The sequence below is a fragment of the Austwickia chelonae NBRC 105200 genome, assembly GCF_000298175.1.
Lineage (GTDB): Bacteria > Actinomycetota > Actinomycetes > Actinomycetales > Dermatophilaceae > Austwickia > Austwickia chelonae.
The window spans coordinates 535,887-560,614 of sequence record NZ_BAGZ01000005.1; the positions used below are offsets into that span (position 1 = coordinate 535,887).

Annotated in this window: 28 protein-coding genes and 1 tRNA gene; 10 read left to right on the forward strand and 19 right to left on the reverse strand. The window is 63.2% G+C overall.

Annotated elements, in window-relative coordinates; genetic code table 11:
* Nucleotides 1-28: 28 nt before the first annotated feature.
* On the reverse strand, nucleotides 29-1,531 hold the full coding sequence (locus AUCHE_RS05485) for a nucleobase:cation symporter-2 family protein (protein WP_006502280.1): 1,503 nt from the start codon (nucleotides 1,529-1,531) through the stop codon (nucleotides 29-31).
* 139 nt (nucleotides 1,532-1,670) lie between these two features.
* The gene (locus tag AUCHE_RS05490; RefSeq protein WP_006502281.1) at nucleotides 1,671-2,279 is read right to left on the reverse strand and encodes a nucleotidyltransferase family protein; all 609 of its coding nucleotides are present in this window, start codon (nucleotides 2,277-2,279) and stop codon (nucleotides 1,671-1,673) included.
* A gap of 133 nt (nucleotides 2,280-2,412) precedes the next feature.
* On the opposite strand from AUCHE_RS05490, the gene AUCHE_RS05495 reads away from it, so the two are divergent.
* The 3 genes from AUCHE_RS05495 (at nucleotide 2,413) to AUCHE_RS17705 (ending at nucleotide 5,631) form a co-directional block, all read left to right on the forward strand.
* On the forward strand, nucleotides 2,413-3,579 hold the full coding sequence (locus AUCHE_RS05495) for an XdhC family protein (RefSeq protein ID WP_006502282.1): 1,167 nt from the start codon (nucleotides 2,413-2,415) through the stop codon (nucleotides 3,577-3,579).
* Nucleotides 3,580-3,792: 213 nt separating this feature from the next.
* A complete protein-coding gene (locus AUCHE_RS05500) occupies nucleotides 3,793-5,370 on the forward strand; it encodes a PTS transporter subunit EIIC (RefSeq protein ID WP_006502283.1) in 1,578 nt (525 codons plus the stop codon).
* Between the two features lie 138 nt (nucleotides 5,371-5,508).
* A complete protein-coding gene (locus tag AUCHE_RS17705; protein WP_281242633.1) occupies nucleotides 5,509-5,631 on the forward strand; it encodes a hypothetical protein in 123 nt (40 codons plus the stop codon).
* Between the two features lie 37 nt (nucleotides 5,632-5,668).
* Here AUCHE_RS17705 and AUCHE_RS17145 read toward each other — a convergent pair whose 3' ends face one another.
* Nucleotides 5,669-5,947 carry a hypothetical protein gene (locus AUCHE_RS17145; RefSeq protein WP_006502285.1) on the reverse strand — a complete coding sequence of 93 codons (279 nt, stop codon included), beginning with the start codon at nucleotides 5,945-5,947 and terminating at the stop codon, nucleotides 5,669-5,671.
* A 359-nt stretch (nucleotides 5,948-6,306) separates the two neighbouring features.
* Between AUCHE_RS17145 and AUCHE_RS16920 the strand changes: the two genes are divergently transcribed.
* Both AUCHE_RS16920 and AUCHE_RS16540 read left to right on the forward strand, forming a co-directional pair.
* A complete protein-coding gene (locus tag AUCHE_RS16920; RefSeq protein ID WP_162137221.1) occupies nucleotides 6,307-6,762 on the forward strand; it encodes a hypothetical protein in 456 nt (151 codons plus the stop codon).
* A 202-nt stretch (nucleotides 6,763-6,964) separates the two neighbouring features.
* Nucleotides 6,965-7,129, forward strand: a complete 165-nt coding sequence (locus tag AUCHE_RS16540) for a hypothetical protein (protein ID WP_155889038.1) — start codon at nucleotides 6,965-6,967, stop codon at nucleotides 7,127-7,129.
* A gap of 524 nt (nucleotides 7,130-7,653) precedes the next feature.
* On the opposite strand, the gene AUCHE_RS05515 is transcribed toward AUCHE_RS16540, so the two are convergent.
* Together AUCHE_RS05515 and AUCHE_RS05520 are read right to left on the reverse strand one after the other, a co-directional pair.
* A complete protein-coding gene (locus AUCHE_RS05515) occupies nucleotides 7,654-7,914 on the reverse strand; it encodes a helix-turn-helix transcriptional regulator (RefSeq protein WP_006502287.1) in 261 nt (86 codons plus the stop codon).
* Nucleotides 7,915-8,021: 107 nt separating this feature from the next.
* Nucleotides 8,022-8,207: a hypothetical protein gene (locus tag AUCHE_RS05520; RefSeq protein ID WP_006502288.1), complete on the reverse strand. Its 186-nt coding sequence runs from the start codon at nucleotides 8,205-8,207 to the stop codon at nucleotides 8,022-8,024.
* Nucleotides 8,208-9,096: 889 nt separating this feature from the next.
* On the opposite strand from AUCHE_RS05520, the gene AUCHE_RS05525 reads away from it, so the two are divergent.
* On the forward strand, nucleotides 9,097-9,390 hold the full coding sequence (locus AUCHE_RS05525) for a hypothetical protein (protein ID WP_006502290.1): 294 nt from the start codon (nucleotides 9,097-9,099) through the stop codon (nucleotides 9,388-9,390).
* Between the two features lie 261 nt (nucleotides 9,391-9,651).
* On the opposite strand, the gene AUCHE_RS05530 is transcribed toward AUCHE_RS05525, so the two are convergent.
* The 9 genes from AUCHE_RS05530 to AUCHE_RS05575 form a co-directional block, all read right to left on the reverse strand.
* The gene (locus tag AUCHE_RS05530) at nucleotides 9,652-9,888 is read right to left on the reverse strand and encodes a hypothetical protein (RefSeq protein WP_006502291.1); all 237 of its coding nucleotides are present in this window, start codon (nucleotides 9,886-9,888) and stop codon (nucleotides 9,652-9,654) included.
* Complete coding sequence (locus tag AUCHE_RS05535; RefSeq protein ID WP_040321466.1) at nucleotides 9,885-10,085, reverse strand: hypothetical protein; 201 nt, start codon at nucleotides 10,083-10,085, stop codon at nucleotides 9,885-9,887. Before AUCHE_RS05535 ends, AUCHE_RS05530 begins: the two co-directional genes overlap by 4 nt.
* 315 nt (nucleotides 10,086-10,400) lie before the next feature.
* Entirely contained in the window at nucleotides 10,401-10,775 is a 375-nt protein-coding gene (locus AUCHE_RS05540) for a hypothetical protein (protein ID WP_006502293.1), read from the reverse strand.
* Nucleotides 10,776-10,813: 38 nt separating this feature from the next.
* Complete coding sequence (locus tag AUCHE_RS05545) at nucleotides 10,814-11,257, reverse strand: helix-turn-helix domain-containing protein (RefSeq protein ID WP_006502294.1); 444 nt, start codon at nucleotides 11,255-11,257, stop codon at nucleotides 10,814-10,816.
* A gap of 225 nt (nucleotides 11,258-11,482) precedes the next feature.
* Nucleotides 11,483-11,791: a hypothetical protein gene (locus AUCHE_RS05555; RefSeq protein WP_155889039.1), complete on the reverse strand. Its 309-nt coding sequence runs from the start codon at nucleotides 11,789-11,791 to the stop codon at nucleotides 11,483-11,485.
* Nucleotides 11,792-12,025: 234 nt separating this feature from the next.
* Nucleotides 12,026-12,101, reverse strand: a tRNA-Asn gene (locus tag AUCHE_RS05560).
* Between the two features lie 85 nt (nucleotides 12,102-12,186).
* The gene (locus tag AUCHE_RS15540) at nucleotides 12,187-12,693 is read right to left on the reverse strand and encodes a hypothetical protein (RefSeq protein ID WP_052024809.1); all 507 of its coding nucleotides are present in this window, start codon (nucleotides 12,691-12,693) and stop codon (nucleotides 12,187-12,189) included.
* 41 nt (nucleotides 12,694-12,734) lie between these two features.
* Nucleotides 12,735-14,669: a DNA primase gene (gene dnaG, locus AUCHE_RS05570; protein WP_006502297.1), complete on the reverse strand. Its 1,935-nt coding sequence runs from the start codon at nucleotides 14,667-14,669 to the stop codon at nucleotides 12,735-12,737.
* 35 nt (nucleotides 14,670-14,704) lie between these two features.
* Nucleotides 14,705-15,985, reverse strand: coding sequence for a deoxyguanosinetriphosphate triphosphohydrolase (locus tag AUCHE_RS05575; RefSeq protein WP_006502298.1), 1,281 nt, complete (start codon nucleotides 15,983-15,985; stop codon nucleotides 14,705-14,707).
* 840 nt (nucleotides 15,986-16,825) lie between these two features.
* Between AUCHE_RS05575 and AUCHE_RS05580 the strand changes: the two genes are divergently transcribed.
* The 3 genes from AUCHE_RS05580 (at nucleotide 16,826) to AUCHE_RS05585 (ending at nucleotide 19,255) form a co-directional block, all read left to right on the forward strand.
* Entirely contained in the window at nucleotides 16,826-17,566 is a 741-nt protein-coding gene (locus tag AUCHE_RS05580) for a hypothetical protein (RefSeq protein WP_040321472.1), read from the forward strand.
* A gap of 135 nt (nucleotides 17,567-17,701) precedes the next feature.
* On the forward strand, nucleotides 17,702-18,226 hold the full coding sequence (locus AUCHE_RS16545) for a hypothetical protein (RefSeq protein WP_006502301.1): 525 nt from the start codon (nucleotides 17,702-17,704) through the stop codon (nucleotides 18,224-18,226).
* Nucleotides 18,227-18,400: 174 nt separating this feature from the next.
* A complete protein-coding gene (locus tag AUCHE_RS05585) occupies nucleotides 18,401-19,255 on the forward strand; it encodes a sulfurtransferase (RefSeq protein ID WP_006502302.1) in 855 nt (284 codons plus the stop codon).
* Nucleotides 19,256-19,441: 186 nt separating this feature from the next.
* Here AUCHE_RS05585 and dusB read toward each other — a convergent pair whose 3' ends face one another.
* The gene (dusB, locus tag AUCHE_RS05590; RefSeq protein ID WP_006502303.1) at nucleotides 19,442-20,629 is read right to left on the reverse strand and encodes a tRNA dihydrouridine synthase DusB; all 1,188 of its coding nucleotides are present in this window, start codon (nucleotides 20,627-20,629) and stop codon (nucleotides 19,442-19,444) included.
* Nucleotides 20,630-20,745: 116 nt separating this feature from the next.
* Here dusB and AUCHE_RS16550 point away from each other — a divergent pair, with 116 nt between their 5' ends.
* The gene (locus AUCHE_RS16550; protein WP_074788444.1) at nucleotides 20,746-21,048 is read left to right on the forward strand and encodes a hypothetical protein; all 303 of its coding nucleotides are present in this window, start codon (nucleotides 20,746-20,748) and stop codon (nucleotides 21,046-21,048) included.
* Between the two features lie 17 nt (nucleotides 21,049-21,065).
* Here the strand turns inward: AUCHE_RS16550 and argG are convergent, their stop codons facing one another.
* The 4 genes from argG to recO form a co-directional block, all read right to left on the reverse strand.
* Nucleotides 21,066-22,517, reverse strand: a complete 1,452-nt coding sequence (gene argG, locus AUCHE_RS05600) for an argininosuccinate synthase (protein ID WP_006502305.1) — start codon at nucleotides 22,515-22,517, stop codon at nucleotides 21,066-21,068.
* A 75-nt stretch (nucleotides 22,518-22,592) separates the two neighbouring features.
* Entirely contained in the window at nucleotides 22,593-23,126 is a 534-nt protein-coding gene (locus tag AUCHE_RS05605) for an LmeA family phospholipid-binding protein (RefSeq protein ID WP_006502306.1), read from the reverse strand.
* The gene (locus AUCHE_RS05610; protein ID WP_006502307.1) at nucleotides 23,126-23,926 is read right to left on the reverse strand and encodes an isoprenyl transferase; all 801 of its coding nucleotides are present in this window, start codon (nucleotides 23,924-23,926) and stop codon (nucleotides 23,126-23,128) included. The genes AUCHE_RS05605 and AUCHE_RS05610 overlap by 1 nt, the downstream gene beginning before the upstream one ends.
* A 26-nt stretch (nucleotides 23,927-23,952) precedes the next feature.
* Nucleotides 23,953-24,681 (reverse strand): DNA repair protein RecO, encoded by a 729-nt coding sequence (recO, locus tag AUCHE_RS05615; protein WP_006502308.1) that lies wholly within the window; start codon nucleotides 24,679-24,681, stop codon nucleotides 23,953-23,955.
* Nucleotides 24,682-24,728: the final 47 nt, after the last annotated feature.

Genomic DNA, 24,728 nt, shown 5'->3' on the forward strand with positions numbered 1-24,728 from the left:
TACGGCGTTGGCGGTGGTGCTGTGACGGTCAGGATGTGTGTTCGGTCTTCTTGGCCGGAGTTTTCCGGGTCGGGCGGTGGTTGTTCTCTGAGGGCGTCAGCCCGGCGAGGCTGCGGTGGTCGACGGCACGGGCGGGGGCGTGTGCGCGGAGGTGCGCGACCGGCGAGTCGGCGCCTTGGCCGAGCATGTTGAAGAAGATGTTCAGGAGGAAGGCGACGAGCGCGCAGGCGCTGATCCCGGATTCGAGGACGAGGTGTACCCCGGAGGGGAGCTGGTTCCAGAATCCGGGGACGACGCTGGGGATGACGCCGAAGGCGATGGACACGGCGACGATGAGCAGGTTGTTGTTGCCGTCGAAGTCGACTTTGGACAGGGTGCGGATGCCGGATGCGGCGACGGAGCCGAAGAGCGCGAGTCCGGCTCCGCCGAGCACCGGTAGCGGGATCATTCCGATGACGGCGGCGAGCCAGGGGGAGAGTCCGAGGAAGGCGAGGATGGCACCGCCGGCGGTGACGACATATCGACTCTTGACCCCGGTGAGGGCGACCAGTCCGACGTTCTGGGCGAAGGCGGTGGCGGGGAAGGTGTTGAAGACGGGGGCGAGGGTGGAGCTGAGCATGTCGGCGCGGAGTCCGTCGGCGACGCGTTTGCTGGGGCATTCGGTGCCGACGACTTCGGCGACGGCGACGATGTCGGCGGTGGTCTCGACCATGACGACGATGAACACGATGAGCATGCTGATGATGGCGGCGCTCTCGAAGAGCGGCATCCCGAAGTGCATGGGGGTGGGGATGGCGAGGGGTTTCGCTGCGGTCAGGTCGGGGGTGGTCACTTTCCCGAAGGGGATGGCCAGGAGGGTGCCCAGGAGGAGTCCGAGGAGGACGGAGAGCCGGGCGACGCGTTTGATCCGGCTGAGGACGAGGACGATGGCCAGTGCGCTCAGGCCGAGTGCGAGGTCGGCGGTGTTCGCGAAGCGGGGGTTGGGTGCGCCGTTGAGCACAGGTTGTCCGGTGATCCATTTGGCGCCGACGGGCATGAGGGATATCCCGATGACGGTGATGATCGATCCGGTGACCACGGGTGGGAAGAACCTGATGATCTGGGCGAAGAGGGGGACGGCGAGGAAGGAGATGAGGCCGGCGACGATGCAGGCGCCGAAGGCGGATCGGAGGCCGTCGGTCTTGTCCGTGTGGGAGCTGATGATGGTGAGCAGGGTGGAGACGGAGGCGAAGGAGATCCCTTGGACGAGGGGGAGACGGGATCCGAGGTAGGGCAGTCCGTAGGACTGGAGGATGGTGGCGATGCCGCTGACGAAGAGGGCGCAGGAGAGGAGGAAGGCTTTTCCGGCGGAGTCGAGGCCGGCTGCGCCGCCGATGAGTATGGGGACGCTGATGATGCCGCCGAACATCGACATGATGTGTTGCATGCCGTAGCCGAGGAGCCCTCCCCATCCCATGGTTTCGTCTTCGGGGCGGTCCGCGGGTGGGCGGGCGGCGATTTCGTCGGGGCTTTCGGTGGCCTTGATCGACATGAACATTCCTTCGCGGAGACTGCCCAAACTAAAACTAAGGACTACCTAACATTCGCCAATGAACGCTAGACATTGCTCATAGTCATTCTGCGCCGAAGTCATGTCGGACAGCCGTACAGATCACCGGATGTGACTCAGCTCATATGCCTTCACCGTCGGGTACGCCCACTGCGCCAGGAGTGTCCCGATCCATTCCGTCGGCCAGATCCGCACAGGGCACCGGCAATGCGCCCCCCGGCCCGGAGAGCCACCGCCCCGCGCCCCGATCTCCTGCGAGCGAAGCCAACAACTCGGACAGGCAGTCCTCGCGGAAAGCGACTGGATGCCCAGGACGACCCCCGTAGCTCGCGCGTGCCACCCGGACCTCATCCGTCGCGGACAGAACACGCCGTATCACCTGCGGACCCACTCCAGGCAGGTCGACGAGATGGATCACCACCCGGGAGGCACCCTGGGCCCGAGCGGCGAGGAGGCCGTGGCGTACCGATGAGGAGAGCCCGTCCGCCCAGTCCTCGTTGATCACCGCCACCGCCGGATCGGGCACCTCCACCACTGCGGCACCCAGCACCACGACCACCCGGTCGCACCCACCGCGGGCGAGTGCGTCGACCGCACTGCGCAACCATTCCCCGTCGCAGGCCATGACCTTGGGCATCCCGAACCGGCGTCCCGCCCCAGCGGCCAGGAGCACGCCGACCACGGGTCCCGGCACCGGTCGACCGGTCGCCGGCCCCTGTCGTCCTCCCATTCGATCGCCTCCGCGCCCAGACTGTTGTTTATACTTTGGCGAAAGTTTCCCGGGTCGGTCGGGAAGGCCGGGAAATATCTCTCACGACTTTCCCACGACGGGCATCGACGCCCGACCTCATGGAGGAGACACTGTGCGCGACATCCTCGAAGAACTCCACACCTGGAGCTCCACCGGCGTCGAATTCGTCGTCGCCACCGTCACCCACACCTGGAATTCCTCACCCCGCCCCGCCGGTTCGAGCATGGCCCTCAACAGCGACGGGGAGATCGTCGGGAGCGTCTCCGGCGGCTGCGTCGAAGGTGCACTGGTCGAACTCGGACAGGAAGTGCTCGCCGACGGCCGCACCCGCACCGCCCGCTACGGCGTCGAGGACACCGCCTTCACCGTCGGCCTCACCTGCGGGGGCAGCCTCCATGTGGTGGTCCGCAAGGCCGACGACGACCTACGCCGCCACATCCAGGCCCTCCGAGCTGCCGAACGGAGCCACCGTCCGCTCGCCCTGGTGACCCGGATCCCCGGGGGAAATACATCCGGCGAGGAGAGCACAGCGCGCGCGCAGCATCTCCTCGTCGACCCCGGGGAACCGGGCCTACACGGGTCCACCGGTGATCCCGCCGTCGACGAGGCGCTACGGGCGCGCGCACTGGAGCTGATCAGTTCCGGACGCACCGAAACGGTCACGATCTCCGACACCATCGGCGGGGCCTCCGAGCAGCTCGCCGTCGGCGGCTCTTTCCTGGTGGAGGTCCACGGTGGACCGGCCCGGATGCTGGTCTTCGGCGCTGTCGACTTCGCGGTGGCCTTGACCCGGGTCGGTTCCTTCCTCGGCTATCACGTCACCGTCTGCGACGCCCGGGCGCCCTTCGCGACGGCGGCTCGCTTTCCGGATGCGGACGAGATCGTCGTCGACTGGCCGCACCGTTTCCTCGACCGGGTGGAGACCGACGACCACACCGTGATCTGCGTGCTCACCCACGATCCGAAGTTCGACGTCCCGTTGCTGGTGCGTGCGCTGCGTCGGCCTGCGCGTTATATCGGTGCGTTGGGCAGTCGTCGCACCCACGAGGATCGTGCGCGTCGACTGCGGGAGGAGGGGATCCTCGAGGAGGAACTCGCCCGTCTGCGTTCTCCTATCGGATTGGATCTGCGCGGGGTGACTCCCGAGGAGACCGCGGTGTCGATCGCTGCGGAGATCGTGGCTACTCATCGGGGCGGCAGCGGTCTGCCGTTGAGCAGGACGGATCACGCCATCCACGGATCGCAGCGGAGCTCGCCCGCGGGGCCTTGCCCTTCCTGACGCCCGACGGATCGGCCCGCGCTTCGCCCTGGTCCGATCCGTCCGATGAGTTCTTTTCCGGGTAGGGGTGCTTCATCGCGCTGGTATGGCGCCTGCCTGGGGTCTCTTGTTTTTCTGACCGGTTGTACTGTCAAGGACGTCACGCGTGCTGATCGGCCTTCGGTGGCCGGTCGAACAATGTCGTTCGTTCAGGACTACGCCAGGAAGATTCCAATGGCTGCTACCACCGTTCCCCGTTCCCGCTCGGGTCTGCCCGGGTTCGCCCAGTTACAGCGTCTCGGTAAGAGTTTGATGCTGCCGATCGCTCTGTTACCGGCTGCCGGCATCTTGCTGCGCCTGGGGCAGCCGGATCTGCTGGGGCAGGTTGACGTCCCGGTCGTCAAGGCGTTCTTCGCCGCGATGAGCGCGGCCGGGGGCGCGATCTTCTCCCAGCTGCCGCTGTTGTTCGCCATCGGCGTGGCGATCGGTTTCGCGCGCAAGGCCGACGGTTCGACGGCCTTGTCCGCAGCCGCGGGTTATCTGGTGATCGACGCCGTCTTCAAGGCGATGTCACCGATTGTCCTGGCCGGGCAGGTCGACTCGGCCGGCAAACCGTTGATGATCAACTATCACGTCCTGGGCGGCATCATCGTCGGTCTGATCACGGCCTGGCTCTTCGACCGCTATCACACCGTGCAGCTGCCTTCCTATCTCGGTTTCTTCGGGGGGCGCAGGTTCGTGCCGATCGTGGTCTCCTTGTCGGTCCTGTTCGTCGGTTTCGCCATGAGCTACTGCTACCCGGTGTTCAATTCCGGGCTCACCGGCCTCGGCAGGTTCATCGGTGGCGCGGGCGTCTTCGGGGCTTTCGTCTACGGGGTGGCGAACCGTCTGCTCATCCCGTTGGGTCTGCACCACATCCTGAACACCTATGTCTGGTTCATCTACGGGGAATATGCCACGGCGACCGGCGTGGTCACCGGGGAGCTGACTCGGTTCACCGCCCAGGACCCGTCGGCCGGGCGACTCACCGCAGGTTTCTACCCGATTCTGATGTTCGGTCTGCCGGGCGCGGCTCTGGCGATGATGCAGGCGGCAAAGCCGAGCCAGAAGAAGGTCGCTGTCGGTATCCTTTCGGCTGCCGGTTTGACGGCTTTCCTGACCGGGGTGACCGAACCCTTGGAGTTCGCGTTCATGTTCGTCGCATTCCCGCTCTACCTCATCCATGCACTGCTCACCGGCCTGTCCTTGGCAGTGGCCTATGCCTTCGATGTCCATCTGGGGTTCTCGTTCTCCGCCGGGCTCATCGATCTGCTGCTCTATTCCACGGCTCCTGCGGCGAAGAACATTCCGATCCTGATCTGCATGGGTGTCGTCTTCTTCTGTCTCTACTACGTCATGTTCCGGCTGGCGATCCGTTGGTGGAATCTGCGTTCGCCGGGGCGCGAACCTGATGAACAGCTCACGGTTGAACAGGTCACAACCCCGGAGATTCGGTCGAACTCAGAGGATCTGTCCACCGACGAAGGTCAGGAAAAGGATTTGGCCGAGCAGTTGATCGAGGCTTTCGGTGGACGGAAGAACTTGATCGACGTGGATGCCTGCATCACTCGGCTACGGGTGGAGGTGGTCGACAAGTCTCAGGTCGACAAGGACCGACTGCGTTCGTTGGGTGCGGCCGGGGTGATCGAGGTCGGCAACAATGTCCAGGCGGTCTTCGGTGTCCAGGCAGATGCTTTGAAGAGCGATATCAACGTGGCTCTGGCTGCCTCTTCCGGCACGAGGCCCTCCGGGGTGTCCCAGCCTGGTCACTGACGAACGCGCCAGGTTCCTGAAGCGCGCTCTCAGCGTGAGGAACCTGGCGTGCCTGGCCTGAAGGAGTGCGGCGGCGGGTGGCTTGTTCTCCGGCCTTCTGCGAAGCTGCCGAGGAGTTCGAAAAAGGATGGCAGAGGGATGAATCGCTACACAGGGAAAGCCCGTCTGATCGACAATGTGTGGATCGTACGGGTCGAGGGTGTCGGCCCGATCCTCGGGGTGTCCTACCAGCGCGCACGCCAGCTGCTTTCCAACGTTTGACGGCTGATTCGCGTTGGTATGCACCAGCGCCGACCAGTCATCTACAGCGCCTACGGGCTCTCAGCATCTCGACGTCATATCCGCGTTCGGCTTCTTCGGCCCACGCGGCGATCATCTCCTCGGTGACTGGCTCACCGTTGATAGTCAGGGTTCCGATCTGCGATGGGCTGATGTCCTCGACGAAGGCGATTGCCTCACGCTGGTGGTCTTCGACCTCCTCAAGGGATTGCATCTCGCTGATCGCACCCGGAACCTCGACGCACTGGGCCATCCATCCGGTCGCTATCCGTTTCACCCTCACCGTGTAGTCCTTCACGCCCTCGACTATGACAGAGGCCGCGCTGGCTCCGTCTGCTGCCTACGGCAGTTCATGAAGCTCTCGGCGGCCGAGAGGCAAGGCTGCTGCACGAGCGCCAGAGAACAGTAGGAGTTCGCTACCGGGCCTTCGTCAATTGGCTTGGTGGCAAGGTGGATTTGGAGGCGGGATACGGGGATGGCGCAGCTGCTGCAGCGCTTGGCGAGCAAAAAGGAGGAAATATGCACAGCCCTAAAACCTATCTCCTGTCCGGTGAGTGGCGAGAGACCTCAGATCCAGACCGGTCACCAGGTGCGTCTGCCCCAGAATTCTATCTAGGCACAGGAGGCCCACCGCACCCTTCAGACAGAATCACAAGAATGAGGATTGATAGAATGGGGAGGACGCGGTTTTCCCTCGTAGGCATCTTTGCTTTCAGCATGTCTTCTTGCGCATCAAGCGATAGCCAGATCCTCACCCAGCAGATTGTATCTGAGGCGACGAAAAACCCCTCATCAGTAGCCATCCCTGCCGCACATGGCGAGAAAAGCGGGTCAATCATATGCCCCTACTCCAACCTGGATGAGCTGGACGATCCGATCCGCATCAAAGCTGAAGGCTCGGACATCGACACCTCCAACGAGTCGAAGCAATGGGTCACACACAGGTCAGGCCCCACTCCCCCAGTATCGATAAATCGGAGCGAGGTGGATTTCTGCTCATCTGGGAAAAATATCGACTTTACTTCCGGGACACTTTTTTACGCAGAAAGGGGCTCGATCCAGGAGGGAAAGAAATGGGTCCTGAAATTAAAGGCGACTCCGTCGCCGGCATGACGGCCGCACAGATCATCGCCCAGGTCCGCTATGGCGGTGAATGCGCTACGAAATGCGGTGTAGACATGATGGCGATGTTCTCGTAGATGCATCCCGACCTTCCAGCCGTGAGGCCTGGCTGCCGTGCAGCCAGGCAACCCGATTCACCCCGCAATCCTTACCAGCGACAAAACGGCTCTTCCTGACTAGTCAAGGAGACGTCGTGAATCTTTTTGGTTTCTTGCCGACCGTCCTGTTGGCAGGAACGGCCACTACGGGCACGGATGGGCGTGGATTTATTTCCAATATTTTAGCAATGTCAACGTTATCCGTTGCAATACTTGCACAGATTATGGTTCATAGGAATATGGGGAGAAGAGAGATGTGAAGATAGACTGCAGATGGTATCCAGATCTACGATTCGAATACCATCTCAGCCATCTAATGAACTATCTCTTTTTCTACTGATACGGCGTCGAGACTCCGAAGAGCCGATCTGTGCATACCGATTCCAGGCACGCTGGGGTGCGCGGTCGAAGCTCACGCGGTTCACCGGGATCGCGCATCCTTCTTGGATGATCTGGTTATGCAGGCATCGTCCAATGCGGTTAAAATTTGCAGAGGTGGCCGCAAGAGCGGTGCTGCATGCGATTAAGAAATTCTGGGTATACGGAATGGGGCGAGACCGAATCACTGCCCCGTTTTCAATGGGCACCGGATTTTATGGACTGCTGCCGGATTGTAGGGATATCTGCCGCCGACCTTGATGAAACTCCTGCCCGATAACGGTGTGTCACCACCGGGCCTGTCGAAGCTCGCCCCGTCTCTTCGGGGCATGGCAGAAGGGCCCGGTAGATACCGTGCCCTTCTGGCGTCTTCCTCTAGGTGCGTCCGCTCTGACTGGGTGGCCGCTCAGCGCCACGCTCGAATCGTCGAGGGATGCCACCACGGCGTACGTCCGATTCGGCCGTCCGGGGCGGGCATCTGCCCGCGATTCAGGTAGGCCCCTATCGTTCCGGTAGTGATCCCGGCGTAGGCGGCGACATCCGGGATGGTCCACATCGGGGCATTCGGATCTGGGGTGCCCTTCACTGCCGCGCTGTCCTCCTGTGCCGTTTCGCCCTGATCGCTCCGGCCGTCCTCGGGCTGGGCCCCGGCTCGCCGTGTCTCCATGATTGCTGCCCTCACTTCCTCCGCCGCTACGGGCGACTCGTTTCCTGATGGTGCCCCCGGCCGCCCTGCCATGGATGGCCACGCCAGGGCGGCCCGGACTGGTTGGGTCAGTGACTCTGTGCGCTCCTGCGCTCTTCGAGCCCGTCCCTGATGTTCAGGCAGTTCAGGACGAGGGTCGGCACGATGATCACGCCGAAGATCGCCCAGATCCACCACGGCAGCGGACGTACCACGAAATGCAGCGTGGACATGATGCCGACAAGGCCGAGGCTGCGCGCCAGTTCCTTGTACATGCGCTCTCCCTTCTGTCGTGAAGATGAAGGCCCGGTAAACTTTCGAGTTGGTGGCTCCGGGAAACCAACTCTTTCCCGGAGCCACTTACCTACTCAGATCGACGATGCCGACCCCGGTAGGTGCGACGCCTGATCAGCGCCTTCCCCCCGGCCGGATGGCGCAACCTCGGCACCGGACGCCTCGTCCTCGCCCCTGAGCGGCTCCATGCCAGCCGATAAGCACGTGCACGGAGATGCGAACAACAAAGGACCCCTCCCCCTCAATACTGAGGACGGTCAGAGCTTTTCACCGTTGGCGCCAAAAGGAGCACAAACCATGCAGCCATCCAAGCAATATTACATATTGCTCTCGCGCGTGCAAGGATTAGAGAATGCAACCTATTGCAAGAGTGGTCGCTCGCTATAAGTGCTACAGCCAAGGAGAATTCGCCATAAAATTTTCCATCGCTAGCGTTATTGCAGTCACCCTCACTTTCGGACTGACTGGAGGATCTGCTCACGCCTCGGAGAACAGCTATCAGCCAGCGGGTGAGGTAAGGATTTTAGCACCTACGAGGCGATATCGTATTCAAAAAATTTCCCAATCCTTTCAACAAAGCCCACTGAGAAGATTCTCGCAGTGGAAGCTCTTGAACTGGAAAATTTTCAAGAAGCTCCAGGATGGTGGGGAGTTCGACCGAGCGGGGTAAAAGCCGGGGAGCTTTCTGGTCGAGTCGCTACGAGCCCGCGGGGTATTCCAACTCTCCAAATCACCCTAAATCACTGCCTAGTAGCAGAAGTAGGTCTATTCTGTTTTTAACACATTATGACCCCTTCTGCTAAATAGCTATCTATGTGAAGCTATACTAGCCAGCCATCACCTCTTGATCTACCATCGAGGAGAATGGTTATGGAGGAAGACGAAACACGGATAGACCCCGAGATCAAATGCCTATCAAATAGCTTCTTCTGCATTATATTTGTTGGAATCGTATATTTTTTTCATTGGCTTGAGCTCTTTTATTTAAGAGATCTCTCCGGAGTAGTGGCGGTGGTATTTTCCTGTGGGTCACTCGGGGCGCTCCTCAAGCTTCGCTTCTCACTATCGAGAGGTTATGTTTATGCAGCCATGATTGCAATCATGAATGGAATACTTTTGGTTGCAGCCGGCATTGTTGATGTTACACTTAGACTCATGGAGTAAGAAGGGATCTTCGTAAGTTGCGAAGTCCCCACGCCGTTTATCTAGAAGACCTCGACTCGCTCTCCATGCTCAGAGGCTCGAGTTGAGTGTGACCGGACCGTGGTGAAGTGCCGCGGACCCAGCGAGGCTGACCCCGACACGGATCCTGCTTGTCGACAGCTCGTGAACCTGCCCCGCACCGGGCCTGTCGAAGCTAGCCCCGTCCCTTCGGGGCATAGCAGAAAGGCCCGGCATCCACCGGGGCCCTTCTACTGTCTTCCCCTAGGCGCGTCCGCCCTTCCGGTCCTCTCCGCTAGTCCAGTTCCCTCGGCCAGGTCGGGAGTCCATCCATTCACGAAGTGCGCCCTCGTCGTACATGGGGGTGCGCAAGTCAGGCCACGCGCTCTTGGGCGCCTGAAGCTCGATCCCGGCTTTTCGTAAGCGGCTGACCAGCCCGCGGAGGCTGGTGGGTTTCACGCCCACCAGCTCCGCAGCCTGCGCCGTGGTGAGGAGAGTCACCGGGCCGCTACCTCCAGTCGCTCGCTACGGCAATACCATGCGTTGACCAGCGTCAGTCCCACGCTGACCGCCATCACTACCCCGAAGATCGCCCACAGCCAGATCGACAGTGGGGTCACGAACACGTGCAGCGCCGTGAAGAAAGCGACCGATACCGCGTCGTGGATCAGCTCTTTGACCATCTGCTTTCCCTTCATCTCACGAGGAGAAGGCCGGTAGGATTCCGAGTTGGTGGCTCCGGGAAACTACATCTTTCCCGGAGCCACTTACCCACTCAGATCGGCGATGTCGACCCTTGTAGCGACGAAGCTCTAAGAGCATTCGACCGATCTTCAAGGCCGCCTCGCCAATGGCGATGACACCGCCGATCAGACCGATCAACTCGAGGGGGCCATCCGGCGCCTCCTCTCTTCAGTTCGCACCTTAATAATACATCTCTACAGATGCATAGTAAAAGTCGAGAGGACACGAAAAAGCCCCCGATCTCTCGGGGCCCTTCGCTGTCGGCGCGCCTAGCGGACGAGCTGGGAGATTCGTCCGCGAGAGACGCCCATGACGGCGGCTGAATCGGTGACCGACAACCCCATGCTGCGCAGCTCGACAGCCACCTCCCGCGCCTGCGTGGCTGCGCGCTGGGTAGCCAGTGCGGCAAGCTCGGTTGCTTCTTGTGCGGCCTTGACCTGGGCCTCATATCCGCCGAGGTCGATCGCCAGATTCATGTCTGCCGTGCATGGCACGCCGGTCTCCAAGGTCACATAGTCGCGCACCTCGCGCACTACCGACTCTTGATCGAGAGTGCGGGACTGGGTGACTCCATATCCGTCGATATGAAGTTCCCAGCCCCTCCTCCACCGCTTTGCGATGACGGAGAGGGTTGACTGGTTCATTTCATCCATCCTTTCAAGCGTTGGTCATTTCCTCGCGATCACTTCGGCTTGTCTGCGGCAGGCTCGACCATCGCAAGGACGGCGCTTTCCGGGATAGCCCAGACGGTGCCAACCCGACTGGCCGGGACCTTCTTCTCTCCGATCATCTGCACGACACGCTGCCGGGACACCCCGAGCAGTTCTGCCGCTTCTGCCGCAGACAGCAACGGCGGGATCTCATCCCACCCCTCACGGCGGCACCAGATGTTCTCTTCCAGCGCCGTCACCCCGATCGGGTCGCCATAGGGCGCCACCACGGACAGCGCGGTCGTGAGAGCCTGGCGCAAGGACCCGGCCGGGATGTTCACGATCACGATGGGCCCGGTCCCGGGACGAGTGCTCATCGCGACCCCGTAGTCGACAAGCTCGTCCATGATCCTGTCGGCGTGCTCCTCTGCGGGCCACTCCCCGGCGAGCTCGACGTCGATGACGTAGACGTTCATTTCCGTTCCCCTGTCCGTGAGACTGTGAAGGAGAGCCCTGACCGGGGCATCCGGTCAGGGCTTTCGCCTATCTCTTGGGTGGCCACACGAAGCCGTGTTTCCGCACCGCAGAGATGGAGTTGCGCCACGCTGGAGGTGCCGCCGAAGTTCGCCACGACCCGGCCGTCCGCACGGACCACCACCCTGCCCAGCTTCCTAGTGACAAGAAAATAGGAACATGTTTCTTTACGATGAGCAAGTCAACTTGTGTGAGGGCGCGACTTCGAGATCGAGGCGCGCCTCCCAGGGGCTCAGCTCCAAGGCCGTTACTCCCATGACAGGGCTATATTCGCTGACCATCGACAACGCCGAGGTGATCGCCTGCCCCGGCAGCTCTGCCGGGATGAACAGGGTCACGATCGGTCCGGTGCCAGGCATGATCCCCACGTCGGCATCGAAGTCGGACAGCTCGTCCATGAAGATGTCGGACTCGTCCGGGTCGGGAAACGCTCGATCGAGTTCGACTCCGACGACATATTTCGACATGTTCCTCATCCCCGTGTCCGTCATGGATGTGAAGAACTGCCCTCTAGGGTCCGACTGGCCCGGGGACTGATCCACAGGAGCCGTCAGGCTGAGCCTTGGGGGCTTACAACCCTTTCCCCCGCTGGAGGGCGTGGGAGCTGGAGGGCGTGGGATTTGCAGCCCGTCCCAGTCGAGTAACTGAGTCAGTAACTGAATAAAAACCAGGCCCGTTATGCATGACATGCATAACGGGCCTGGTAAGCGTGGCTCCCCCAATTGGACTCGAACCAATAACCCTTCGATTAACAGTCGAATGCTCTGCCAGTTGAGCTATGGGGGATCGCAGCGATCAGGACTCTAGCAAAAGAATGCCTCCAGAGCGAAACCGGACGTCGACACCCGCCTCGAGCCTGCCCTGCCAGAACTCACAAGCCGGCTTGTTCCCGCAGGTCACACAGGAGAAGTTGGGCATACTCGGCAACCTCGGGATCATGAGAAGCCCTCCCCCTTTTCAAGGTCACCTGCTCGACCAAGGCCCCGGTCTCGAAATCCCGCCGCAGGGCGACCCTCCCCAGATCTGCCTCCCCCATCCGCACCGGAGCCATCACGTAGACGCTCGAGCGGACCCGGTCGTGCAGTACGGCAGGAAGCTGCACTCCGTCGTCCGCCAAGGTCCACATGACAGGGCGACTGCCGTCCGACCAGGTCACCGTCAACGTCTTCGTGCCCGGGTCCCAGGCCCCGGCGGCGACATCGCGCCAAGGCCGCCTCCACGGCTGCCCTCGTCGCGCCGCGGCCACCGGATCGTCTCCTGCCGCTGTCGGAACATGATGCAGCGCATACAGCGATGCCACCAGATAAGCGCCGGACGCCCCGTCACGCGACCAGGCCAACACCCGGTCCCCGGCGGGCAGTTCCACCTGCCCGGCCACGCACTCCGGCAGCCGATCCGCACGCCCTCGCCCCGGCCACCTCATGAATATCTCTCCCGTAGTCGAGCCAATTCCTGCTGTCGACGAGTCAACTCGATCGCCTGGGCGCGAGCGCCCTCGGGGTCGGTGCTCTCCTGGCGGCGCAGGGCCACCGTGGCATCGTCGATCGCTCGCCGTAGCCCCAGTTCACGCATGCGGAAGACGATTTCGTCGACATATCTCTGGTCCGGTTCGCCCGAGCCTGGATCCCGTCGGGCGTGGATCTCCGCCACCGAGAGAGTGACGACGAGTTGGCGCGCCTCCGGGGGGCAGCCAGCTGCGAGACGGTCCACCCAGGCTGCCGCCGATTCCCTCTCCGCCGTGGCCAGCCCTGCCCGGGAGGCCGATTCGAAGATCACCCGGTGGGCGGGAGCCGCGAAGGAGCTCTCTTCGATCCTGGCGACCTCGTCGGCGGGCAACAGTCTCGGATACTGCAGGAGCAGCTGCAGGAACTGCGCGGCAAGGAAGACTGCGGGCAGGCTCATGTCCGGCGGGGGGATGGCGACCTCTGCTGCGGCGTCAGGCCCGGTAGGTCCGGAAGGGGGCTGCGGTGTGAGAGGGGCCGCGCCGGGAGGGATGCGTTCCCGTGTCCCGGCGGAGCGTTGCCGGTCGGCCCGGGCGACTTCCCTCGCGAGCTGCTCGATGTCGACACCGATCCGGCCGGAGACCGTGCGGACGTACTCGTGATGCAGAGAGCGGTCACGGATTCCGGCGATCACCGGCGCGACCGCTCTCATCCCTGCGACCCGGCCTTCGACAGTGCTCAGGTCGTGACGGGCCAGCACGGTACGGATGGCGAACTCGAACATCGGCACGGCATCCTCGATCAGCCCTCGTACTGCCAGTTCACCACCGCTCAGGCGTAACTCGCACGGGTCCTGGCCTGCGTCGGCGACGGCCACATAGCACTGGCTGGTCCACCGTTGGTCTTCGTCGAAAGCCCGCATCGCGGCTTTCTGCCCGGCCTCGTCACCGTCGAAGGTGAACACGGCCCGGGCGGGGACTCCCCCGGCTTCGTCGCGCATGATCCGCCGCAGCATCTTGATGTGATCGACGCCGAAGGAGGTGCCGCAGGTCGCCACCGCGGTCTCCACGCCGGCGAGGTGGCAGGCCATCACATCGGTGTAGCCCTCGACGATGACAGCCGTGCGCTCCCGGGAGATGGCCTTCTTCGCCAGGTCCAGGCCGTACAACACAGAGGTCTTCTTGTAGATCGGCGTCTCCGAGGTGTTCAGGTATTTCGCCTGGATACGGTCGTCGTCGAAGAGTCTGCGGGCTCCGAAGCCGACCGTGTCACCGGTGATCTCCCGGATGGGCCACACCAGTCGTCCGCGGAAGCGGTCGTACAGTCCTCGGGAGCCACGCCCGACCAGGCCGGAGAGGACCAGCTCCTCCTCGGTGAAACCTTTTCCCCGCAGGTGCGCGACCAGGGCCTCACCCTGTCTGGGGGCGTAGCCGACTCCGAAGCGGGTGGCTGCTTGGGAGTCGAAATCGCGGCCACGGAGGAAATCTCGTCCGGTCCGGGCCTCCTTGCTGTTCAGCAGGGCCGCCGCGTAGAACTCCTCGGCCACCCGGTGGGCTTCCACCAGTCGGGTACGCCGACCGGGTGCTTCCTCCCGGGGGCGTTCGCCGTCCTCGTAGCGCAGGACGATCCCGCTCTTCTCGGCGAGCCGTTCCACCGCTTCCACGAAGGACAGGTGGTCGATCTTCTGCACGAAAGTGATGACATCGCCGCCTTCTCCGCATCCGAAGCAGTGCCAGGAGCCGACGGAGGGGCGCACGGTGAACGAGGGCGTCTTCTCGTCGTGGAAAGGGCACAGCCCCTTCAGGGAGCCGATCCCTGCGCGCCGCAGGGTGACGTACTCCCCGACGACCTCCTCGAGGTTCGCGCGTTCCTTGACGGCTTGGACGTCCTCGTCCTTGATGAGCCCAGCCATCTCTCTCCCACCTCCCGTGCCGATGTGCGCCGAGTCTAGGCCTGTGCAGGTCGCCAGGCCTCGGCCAGGGCGGTTGCCCGCATGTCGGTCAACGACGCGATCTGGTCGATCACGACCCGTCGGCGTGCGGCCTCGTCCGGGGCTGCGTGGAAGTCGTCCCGGAAATCCGGGTCCAGACGTTCTTCCGGTGCGGAGGTGTACGCGGCATGGAGTTCTTCGATGATCGTGCGTTGTTCATCCATGATCCGGTGTCTTTCCGGCGTGAGCATGACGAAGTGCACGGCCAACGCTTTGAGGACGATGCACTCGGCGCGGATCTCCCGGGGGATGACGAGATCGGCGTCATAACGGACGTGTGGGCCGGGGCCGTGCACCTCGAGCGTGGCCTGTTCGACCTCGGCGACGAAATGCCCGATGAACCGACTGGTCATGTCTTTCAGCGCGGACAGCGCACGTCGTGAGCCGTCGTAGGCCTGTGCCGGGACCGCTTCGGAGTCGCGAAGGCGGGCGGTGGCTGCGGCCAGGGTGTCCTCGTCGAGATCAGCGGCGTACCAGGAGCGGGCTGCCTGGTAGACCGGCTGCATCTCGTCGACCGAGGTGAGCACTCTCAGGTCGATCAACCCGGCGGCGACGCCGTCCTCGACGTCGTGGACCGAGTAGGCCACATCGTCCGACCAGTCCATCACCTGGGCTTCCAGGCAGCTTCGAGGTACGCCGTCCACACCACGGGGCGCGTCTCGTCGCAGCCAGGTGAAGACGGGCTCGTCGTCCTGGTAGACGCCGTACTTGCGTCCCCCCGTGGGATGGTGCCCTCGCGACCAGGGGTATTTGGTGGCGGCGTCCAGGCTGGCCCGGGTGAGGTTGAGGCCGGCTGATGTTCCGTCGGCGTGAAAACGTTTGGCCTCGAGACGGGTGAGCAGGCGAAGGGTCTGGGCGTTTCCTTCGAAACCCCCGATGTCCGCGCACAGGCCGTCGAGGATCTGTTCACCGTGATGGCCGAAGGGCGGGTGTCCCAGGTCGTGGGCGAGGCAGGCGGTGTCGACGACATCGGCGGAACACCCCAGTACGGCGCCGAATTCTCTGCCGATCTGCGCGACTTCCAGGGAGTGGGTCAACCGGTTACGGATGAAGTCATCGGAGTCAGGCCGCATGACCTGGGTTTTCGCGCCGAGTCTGCGCAATGCCGCCGAGTGCACCAGACGAGCCCGATCCCGTGCGAAATCATCACGGTCTGAACGTTTCTGCGCAGGGTCCTCAGCCACCCAACGTTCGCGGTCTGCGGTGTCGTAGGTGTCGTGGAAGGTCACCTCATGCACTCTAGGTGTCTTCGGTGGGAGATGCTGTCGGCGCAGCCGATCTGCGTGATGCGGTGCAGGTCGATCACGATCTGATTGCTAGGTCGCTCACGAAGTAAGACGGGTGTCCAAACGGCGTTTATCGTAGGGGAGTGAGCCGCCTCCGCCTCTGTCCGACACCCCCTCCGTGGCCCTGCGAGGTTCCTCACGGGACTGCCCGGCTCGTCACATGAGGGACGTCGGTGGACTTCACTTCCAAAATCTGGGAATGCAACGGAGATAAGGCAGCTCACGACGATGACCTCTCGGGGAAGCTTGACGTCGCCATTCCTGCTTCGGCAGCCATACAGCCTGTTCGGGGCGCCCGAAAAAGGTGATTCGATGTCATGGTGGCGAATAAGGACCACACCCTCTGTATCGACAGGTAACAGAGGGACGAGGTCCACGTCATCGAGATCAGTTCCGGCAGCACCTCCTCTTGTCTCCCTACTCCCCGAGTCAAGGAGAGCGGCGCCCGTTTCGTCACCCGAGACGACCGATCCGTCGGCTCGCTCCCGGCTGGGAATCAAACAGCATTCGAAACCCGAAACCGGTGCCGAGAAAGAAAAAGGGGCCACCGGAATGGGGGGCGCATCGATTTTGAGCCAATACCTGCCTGGAAGCAGGCCAGCGAAGAGGTCATGAGCAAGCGATGCCTGCCACCCCATACCCATTCGATCAACGATCGAAAATTCACCGACCAGGAGGGGCGCGAATCGGCCCACCCGCCGATTCAGCGAATTCGGCTCGACTGCAGCAGAATACGCAATCGGAAAACTGGCGTGGATAGAATCCTGCTTCTGACCTGACAAAAGCCTTTCGATGATTTCAGACAAGGAGACGACCGTGCGTCGTTCAATAGTTTCCGCCGTCGCGATAATCACGGCGAGCCTCAGCCTCGCCGGCTGCATTCCGGCCAGCATTATTACGCCACCACCTGATATCGCCTCGAGCAGCCCCACCGCGACTCCGACACCCAAAGCAGTCGACCTGCTCGCCTCCGCCTTCTCCAAGGCGCAGGCGGCAAAGTATGTCCATATCGTCGGCGATCAATCCATGACGGCCTCCAGCAGCTTGGTCGATAGTCGAGGAACGCTCGACAACAATCAGTTCGACACCAAACTCGAATCCGCAAGACAAGGTGAATTCCATGTCATCAGCATCTCGGGTTCAACCTGGGTAAAACCCGTAGATTTCAGCGCGATTTTAACCTTAGATATACCTCAAGAGAACGTCGGCAAGTGGATTAAAAGCCCGAACAGTTGGGCGGAAAAATCGCTTCATTTCAGTACGAAGACCATCCTCAGTGCAGCGGTCTCATCCTTTCCTGCCCAGGAAACCCAGAGAAACAGACTGGCCGTCGAGACAGTCACCCACAAAGAGAAGAAGGCATGGAAAATCACCCGGCCGACCGCAGTCGAAAAGGTAGCTGCCATCATCTCGGCGGACGGCAAGGATCAGCTCCTCGCCCTCGAAAGGGACGGAAGAACCCTGAACTTCTCGGACTGGAACAACGCTCGACCCGTCACACCACCGGCCGCCAACGAGGTCACTGCCATCTGATCCATCGCTACGCGAAATTACGATTCCAGCACGGCCCCTCACGGCCCTGACCCCCCGTTGAACAAGCCACGATCGGCAGGAAAACACCGAACCAGAAATGCACCCGACAACAGCGGGTCTCCCTAGAGTAGGAGCATGCTCTCCCTGAAGGACGAGACCGGCAGGCGCGCGAGAAAATCGCTGACAAAGCTCAGAACTTCACGCCAGAACTTCCCTCGTGGAAGACGAATGAAGCTGATTCCGATAGCCGCCTTCCTCATCGGGCTCGCCGACTTCATATCAGGCATGGACGGCCTACAGCAAGAGTGGATCCTTCTGGGATCCTTCAGCCTCGTCATGTGGTTTTCAGCAGGCATGGCTTTCAGTGTCGAAGGATGGCCAGACAAGATCGGATCCTGCTTCAATATTTTTGCCTTAGCCCTTTCTCTTCTCTTTGCTGTCTCCTGGGAATGGCAGAGCCCTGCGCACTTCACCGAATCGATACATGCGCTGTTGCCGCCGAGCCTGATCCTCCTCGGAGCCTGCCTCCACCGCCCCACACGCCCAAGGACACAGGCTCTCCCGACGGGAAGGGCCCGGGAAACAAGAGCTAAGGCCCCTCGCGCAGCGCTTACGCCCAGCTCTGACCGCACTTCCAGAAAGGTCTCCGGAGCAGGCTGACTCCTGCCCGGATCATCCTTTTCTGGACGATCTGAGGCACCCCCTCCATGCGCTCGCCCCCCGGGGAGTGAACGCCCGTCATGAACGGATAACCAGTGCCGATGCACCCCACGACACTCCGATTCCCTCCCCTGGCTACGCCAGCGGGAGAGAGCCTGCGTCTACTGTGGCCGTATGGACCAAAGCCCGCTCATCTCGCCCGGTGAGCTCGCCGAACTGATGCACGGCGGACCAGGATCAGCCCCGCTGATCCTCGACGTCCGCTGGTCGGCCGATTCCGACAGCGGCTGGGAGGACTATCTGCAAGGACATCTGCCCGGAGCCATCTACGTCGACCTCGAACACGACCTCGCCGGTGTCCCGGATGAGAGCGGCCGAGGCGGCCGACATCCGATGCCTGCCCCGGACGACTTCGAACTCGACCTGGCCGGATGCGGAGTGGACGACGGCCGTCGAGTTGTCGTCTACGACGACCAGTCCGGGCTGGCCGCTGCCCGCTGCTGGTGGCTGCTGAGACATTTCGGGAAGACAGACGTCTGTGTCCTCGACGGGGGATTTCAGGCCTGGCGAGCGCATCGTCTCCCGGTGGAATCCGGGGAAAGAGACATCGAGGAGGGAGACCTCTCCCTGGGTCGAGGCATGGGTCTGGTCCTGGAGGCGGACCAGGCCGCGCTCTACGCCTCCGAAGGCGTCCTGATCGACGCTCGTTCTCCCGAACGTTTCCGGGGAGAGAGCGACCCGATGGACGCCGTTCTGGGACATATTCCGGGTGCGGTGAACGTGCCGGGGCGTTCCTTGATCACCGGTGAAGGCATGCTGCTACCTGCCGATGACCTGCGCCAGGTCTTCACCGAAGCCGGAGTCGACGGCTCCTGCCCGGTAGCGGTCTACTGCGGCTCAGGGATCTCCAGCGGTCTGGTGGCCCTGGCCCTGGCCGTCGCAGGGGTCGACGACGAGCCTGCGCTCTACATCGGCAGTTGGTCCGACTGGATCAGCGACCGGGACAGACCGGTCGCCACCGGCGATTGAGCCGACACTCCTCCTACCCGATCTCACTCATCTCCCCCTCTCACACAGCACACGATGTCGTCACGAAGGCCGCACCGACGAGAAGCGGTGCGGTCCACACCGCCGCGGGAAAATCGAGAGGAGGACTTCATCCAGGACTGCTGTCGTACGGATCGAGAAGGACGATCCGAACTCGCCGTGGACGAATCACCCTCCTGAGATCGACAACTCGGCCTGCGCCAAGGTACTCCGATGTTCCTCGGAGAGCTCCTGGCTGACCAGCCAACCATCCGGCAGAGCCACCTGTTTCGCCGAACCGGCCCGACCCCGTTGACCCTCCGCATCTGCCCCCGGCCACGGCTGATCGGCATCCAGGATCGCGATCAGATCATCCAGTGCCATGAGGTCCTCCACCAAGGCCAACCGGTGCCGGACGTCATGGCCGGCGGGGAAACCCTTCAGATACCACGCGATGTGCTTACGGATATCCCTACAGGCACGGCGTTCGTCGCCCTCATGGAAGTCGACCAGGTAGTGGGCGTGCCGCCGGAGGGTCTGCCCCACCTGGCCCAGGGAGGGCCGGGTCCGCACCGCCGAGCCGGACAACGCCGCGGCCAGATCGGCGAAGAGCCAAGGCCTTCCCAGGCAACCACGCCCCACGACCACACCGTCGCATCCGGTGCTGGCGATCATCTCCACGGCGTCCTCCGCCGACCAGATGTCACCGTTGCCGAGCACCGGGATGCTCTTCACCGTCTCCTTCAACCTGGCGATCGCCGACCAGTCGGCCCGCCCCGAATAGAGCTCCGCAGCCGTGCGACCGTGCAGAGCGATCGCGGCGACCCCCTCGTCCTCGGCGACCCGGGCGGCCTCCAGATAGGTCAGATGGTCGGCGTCGATGCCTTTGCGCATCTTCACCGTCACCGGGATCCCACCCTGAGTGGCCTCCTCGACCGCCGCCGACACGATCTGACGGAACAGGTTCGTCTTCCACGGCAGGGCCGACCCTCCGCCCTTACGGGTCACTTTCGGGACCGGGCAACCGAAGTTCAGGTCGACGTGATCGGCGCGGTCCTCCTCGACCAACATCCGTACCGCGGCTCGCACGGTCGCCGGGTCGACCCCGTAGAGCTGCACCGACCGTGGCGATTCGTCCGGGTCGTGGGTGATCATCCGCAAGGACATCGGAGTCCGCTCCACCAGCGCGCGCGAGGTGATCATCTCGCTGACGTACAGGCAGCCTGCCGCGTCCAGCCCGGGCACGGCGGACACGGCTTCCCGGCACAGCCTTCGGAAGGCCCGGTTGGTGATTCCGGCCATGGGGGCGAGGACGACCGGGGTGGGGATGGTCAGCGGGCCGATCCGGAGGGCAGGCATGGGTGTGGGCAGAGTCATGGTGTCCCAAGTCTGGCAGACGTGACAGGACGGGTCGGTCCCGTTCCGGGGCGGGGCAAGTTCGTCGACGCGCAGGGGCGCCGCCGGTGTCGGGGAGCGCCTACGCTGAGGTCACCATGACTGATTCGTCCCCTGCCGAGCAGGTTTCCTGTTGCAGCGACCCTTCGGAGAGCGACCGGCGACGCGCCCGGACGCAGCGTCTGGTGGCGCTGGCGGGCGCGTCGGGTCTGGTGGTGGTGCTGCTGGGCCTGGTGGTGGGTGGTTGGCCCGGTGCGGTGGTCGTGGGGCTGTTCGTCGCCGGGATCGTCCTCCACCTGGTGCATTCGTGGCGGTGGCTCGGGCTGAACAACAAGTTGATCCGCATCGCGGTGATCGTCCTGTTGACGGCCTTGGCCGTGGTGCGGGCCGTCCCTCGTTGACCCGCCGCGGCAGTGGGTCAGTCCGCGCCGAATTCCATGGCGGCGTCGTCGAGTGCTTCGTCCTCCTGGGATCCGTCGACTGCCGGTGAGGCGATTGCGTCCCCACCGCCGGGTTCCAGTTGTCCGACGAGGTCGGTGGTGGCCAGGCCGAGGGCTTTCGTGCCGACGCCGGACACGCCGAGCAGGCCGAGGCCGACGTACTGCTCCAAGCGGGACCGGCTGTCGGCGATGTCCAGGTTGCGCATGGTGAGTTGTCCGATGCGGTCGGTGGGGCCGAAGGCTGCGCCTTCGGTCCGTTCCATGGACAGTTTGTCAGGGTGGTAGCTGAAGGCCGGTCCGCTGGTGTCGACGATGGAGTAGTCCTCTCCGCGGCGCAGCCGGAGGGTCACGGTGCCGGTGACCGCTGATCCGACCCATCGCTGCAGTGATTCCCGCAGCATGAGGGATTGAGGGTCGAGCCAACGTCCTTCGTACATGAGGCGGCCGAGTCGGCGCCCTTCGGCGTGGTAGGTGGCGATGGTGTCCTCGTTGTGGATCGCGTTGACGAGCCGTTCGTAGGCGATGAAGAGCAGTGCCATCCCGGGTGCTTCGTAGATGCCGCGGGATTTCGCCTCGATGATGCGGTTCTCGATCTGGTCGGACATCCCCAGGCCGTGCCTTCCACCGATCGCATTGGCTTCGGTGACGAGGGCGACGGGGTCGTCGTATCGCGCGCCGTTGATGGTGGTCGGGCGTCCTTGTTCGAAACCGAGGGTGACTTCTTCGGTGGCGATGTCGACGTCTTCCCGCCAGAAGGCCACGCCCATGATCGGTTCGACGACGTCTTCGAGGCTGATGTCGAGGTGTTCGAGGCGTTTGGCCTCGTGGGTGGCGCCCCAGATGTTGGCGTCGGTGGAATAGGCCTTCTCCTGGCTGTCGCGGTAGGGCAGTTCGCGTTGGGAGAGCCATTGGCTCATCTCGTGGCGGCCGCCGAGTTCGTGAACGAAATCCGTGTCGAGCCAGGGTTTGTAGATGCGCAGGTGTGGGTTGGCGAGCAGTCCGTAACGGTAGAACCGTTCGATGTCGTTGCCTTTGAAGGTGGAGCCGTCACCCCAGATCTGGACGTCGTCCTCCATCATGGCGCGGATGAGCAGGGTGCCGGTGACGGCTCGGCCCAGGGGTGTGGTGTTGAAGTAGCTCCGACCGCCGGATCGGATGTGGAAGGCCCCGCAGGAGAGAGCGACGAGCCCTTCTTCGACGAGGGCGTGTCTGCAGTCGACGAGGCGGCTGGCCTCGGCTCCGTAGGTGAGGGCCCGGCCGGGGACGGAGGCGATGTCGGGCTCGTCGTACTGACCGATGTCGGCGGTGTAGGTGAAGGGGATGGCGCCCTTCTCCCGCATCCAGGCGACGGCCACCGAGGTGTCGAGTCCGCCGGAGAAGGCGATGCCGACTTTGTCGCCGACGGGGAGCGCGGTGAGGACCTTGGACATGCTAATGATTATTCAGGCGCTTGCATGAATATGCAACCCAGGTTGTCGCCCAATCAGACCCTCCCCCCCGGGGAGTCACCGCGGCACCGCGACCCCGCTCCCCTCCAGGTGAGCCTGAACGCCCTCATCGGTCACCCGAACCCCGGTCAACGACAACCCCTGCGGAAGCCCCTCCAACGGAATACGGACCGACGCCGCCGAACGCGCCGCCGCCGACACCAGCCCACTCGCGATCGACGAACCCGGAACCTCCACCGACGACGGCTTCACCGACACCGACGACCCACCCGGCGCCAACTCCCCCACCACGCGCACATCCACCTTGCGTCCCAACACCGCCACCGGCGTCGACACCGCGATACGCCCCTCCCCCGCATGGGACAACTTCAACTCCCGACCTGCACGAGCCTCCAAGGACGCGAAGGACAACAAGGCGTCCACCGACACCTTCTCCATCTTCGTCGACCCCGACGCAGGCTTCCGCGGCTCCCCTGCCCGGACCGGAACCCCCACCGTCTGCAACCAGATGACCCCACCGACCACCGTCACCAACGACAATGCCCCGACCACCGCAAGGAATCCCACCACCATCCGTCCCACCCGACGCATCAGCTCCGCCCCCCACCGTCGTCGGCCTCCGTGACCTTGTCGACCGCGCCCCCGTAACGACGGTCACGTCTGGCATAGATCTCGATCGCCTCCCACAGATGACGCCGATCGAAATCCGGCCAGAGCGTGTCCAGGAAGACCATCTCCGCATAAGCGCTCTGCCACAACAGGAAGTTGCTCGTCCGCTGCTCCCCTGAACTCCGCACGAACAGATCCACATCAGGCATCTCCGGGTCGTACAGATGCCGCACCAGCTCGGCCTCGTCGACCTTGCGTCTCTTCAACCTGCCCTTCCGCGACTCCTCGACGATCCGACGCACCGCATCGACGATCTCCGCGCGACCGCCGTAGTTCACACAGAAATGCAAGGTCAACGTGGTGTTGTGGTGACTCAGCTTCTCCGCCGCCGTCAGCTCGTCGATCACCGACTGCCACAGACGCGGACGCCGCCCCACCCACTTGACCCGCACACCCATCGCCGCCATCTCGTCCCGTCGGCGCCGGATGACCTCACGATTGAAACCCATCAAGAAACGGACCTCGTCCGCCGAACGGTTCCAGTTCTCCGTGGAGAAGGCATACGCCGAGATATGTTTCACCCCGATCTCGATGCACCCCGCCAGGACGTCCATCAACGCGGCCTCACCCGCCTTGTGCCCCTCGGTCCGCGGCAGACCCCGCTGATTGGCCCACCGCCCGTTGCCATCCATGACGATCGCCACATGGTTCGGCACCAACTCCCGGGGAATCTCCGGCGGACGTACCCCGGACGGATGCGGAAACGGCGGTACTACAGGCATCGCAAGGCCTCTCCCTCGAACGGACGTCAGGATCTTTCCACGAGGCGCAGCGAACGCACACCTCGTTCCAGGTGCCACTGCAGGAAAGCAGACACCAGACCGCTGCCCTCCCGACGGTGCACCGGCGAACTCGCGTCGGCCCGCCCCCAGTCACCCTCCAACAAAGCACCCAGCAAGGCCAAGGTCTCCACCGCCGGAGCGCTGGACCCCGGCAGACGACAACTCGGACACAGACATCCCCCGGAAGCCAGATGGAAAGCCCGATGCGGCCCGTGCGCCCCGCAACGGGCACAGTCCCGGAAACTCGGCGCCCAACCGGCCACCGCCACCGCCCGCAACAGATAGGCGTCCAAGATCAACCCCGGTTCGTGCTCACGACCCGCCAGACTTGCCAAGGCACCCGCCAACAAACGGAACTGCTGCGGGCTGGGCTCGTGATCATCGGTGATTCGCTGCGCCGTCTCCAGCATCGCCGCCGCCGCCGTCCACGCCGCATAGTCCCGGGAGATCACCTCACCGTAGGAAGCGACCATCTCGACCTGGGTCACCGTGTCCAGGCTTCGGCCCTCATGACATTGCACGTCGACGACCATCCCCGGCTCCAGACGCGCACCGAACCGGGACTTCGTCTTCCGAACCCCCTTCGCCACGACACGGATCTGCCCACGCTCACGAGCGAGGAGGGTGACGATCCGATCAGCCTCCCCCAACTTGTGGGTCCGCAGGACAATCGCGGCGTCACGGTACAAGGGCACATGGCCATTCTGCCCGCTCGGACGGACCGCCCCTCTTCGGGAAGACA

What these genes read in the sequence shown, in the direction of transcription:
- AUCHE_RS05485 (WP_006502280.1), bottom strand. Translation starts at nt 1,531, where the DNA reads ATGTCGATCAAGGCCACCGAAAGCCCCGACGAAATCGCCGCCCGCCCA.
- AUCHE_RS05490 (WP_006502281.1), bottom strand. Translation starts at nt 2,279, where the DNA reads ATGGGAGGACGACAGGGGCCGGCGACCGGTCGACCGGTGCCGGGACCC.
- AUCHE_RS05500 (WP_006502283.1), top strand. Translation starts at nt 3,793, where the DNA reads ATGGCTGCTACCACCGTTCCCCGTTCCCGCTCGGGTCTGCCCGGGTTC.
- AUCHE_RS17705 (WP_281242633.1), top strand. Translation starts at nt 5,509, where the DNA reads ATGAATCGCTACACAGGGAAAGCCCGTCTGATCGACAATGTGTGGATC.
- AUCHE_RS16920 (WP_162137221.1), top strand. Translation starts at nt 6,307, where the DNA reads ATGAGGATTGATAGAATGGGGAGGACGCGGTTTTCCCTCGTAGGCATC.
- AUCHE_RS05515 (WP_006502287.1), bottom strand. Translation starts at nt 7,914, where the DNA reads ATGGAGACACGGCGAGCCGGGGCCCAGCCCGAGGACGGCCGGAGCGAT.
- AUCHE_RS05520 (WP_006502288.1), bottom strand. Translation starts at nt 8,207, where the DNA reads ATGTACAAGGAACTGGCGCGCAGCCTCGGCCTTGTCGGCATCATGTCC.
- AUCHE_RS05525 (WP_006502290.1), top strand. Translation starts at nt 9,097, where the DNA reads ATGGAGGAAGACGAAACACGGATAGACCCCGAGATCAAATGCCTATCA.
- AUCHE_RS05535 (WP_040321466.1), bottom strand. Translation starts at nt 10,085, where the DNA reads ATGAAGGGAAAGCAGATGGTCAAAGAGCTGATCCACGACGCGGTATCG.
- AUCHE_RS05540 (WP_006502293.1), bottom strand. Translation starts at nt 10,775, where the DNA reads ATGAACCAGTCAACCCTCTCCGTCATCGCAAAGCGGTGGAGGAGGGGC.
- AUCHE_RS05545 (WP_006502294.1), bottom strand. Translation starts at nt 11,257, where the DNA reads ATGAACGTCTACGTCATCGACGTCGAGCTCGCCGGGGAGTGGCCCGCA.
- AUCHE_RS05555 (WP_155889039.1), bottom strand. Translation starts at nt 11,791, where the DNA reads ATGAGGAACATGTCGAAATATGTCGTCGGAGTCGAACTCGATCGAGCG.
- dnaG (WP_006502297.1), bottom strand. Translation starts at nt 14,669, where the DNA reads ATGGCTGGGCTCATCAAGGACGAGGACGTCCAAGCCGTCAAGGAACGC.
- AUCHE_RS05580 (WP_040321472.1), top strand. Translation starts at nt 16,826, where the DNA reads ATGATTTCAGACAAGGAGACGACCGTGCGTCGTTCAATAGTTTCCGCC.
- AUCHE_RS16545 (WP_006502301.1), top strand. Translation starts at nt 17,702, where the DNA reads ATGCTCTCCCTGAAGGACGAGACCGGCAGGCGCGCGAGAAAATCGCTG.
- AUCHE_RS05585 (WP_006502302.1), top strand. Translation starts at nt 18,401, where the DNA reads ATGGACCAAAGCCCGCTCATCTCGCCCGGTGAGCTCGCCGAACTGATG.
- dusB (WP_006502303.1), bottom strand. Translation starts at nt 20,629, where the DNA reads ATGACTCTGCCCACACCCATGCCTGCCCTCCGGATCGGCCCGCTGACC.
- AUCHE_RS16550 (WP_074788444.1), top strand. Translation starts at nt 20,746, where the DNA reads ATGACTGATTCGTCCCCTGCCGAGCAGGTTTCCTGTTGCAGCGACCCT.
- argG (WP_006502305.1), bottom strand. Translation starts at nt 22,517, where the DNA reads ATGTCCAAGGTCCTCACCGCGCTCCCCGTCGGCGACAAAGTCGGCATC.
- AUCHE_RS05605 (WP_006502306.1), bottom strand. Translation starts at nt 23,126, where the DNA reads ATGCGTCGGGTGGGACGGATGGTGGTGGGATTCCTTGCGGTGGTCGGG.
- AUCHE_RS05610 (WP_006502307.1), bottom strand. Translation starts at nt 23,926, where the DNA reads ATGCCTGTAGTACCGCCGTTTCCGCATCCGTCCGGGGTACGTCCGCCG.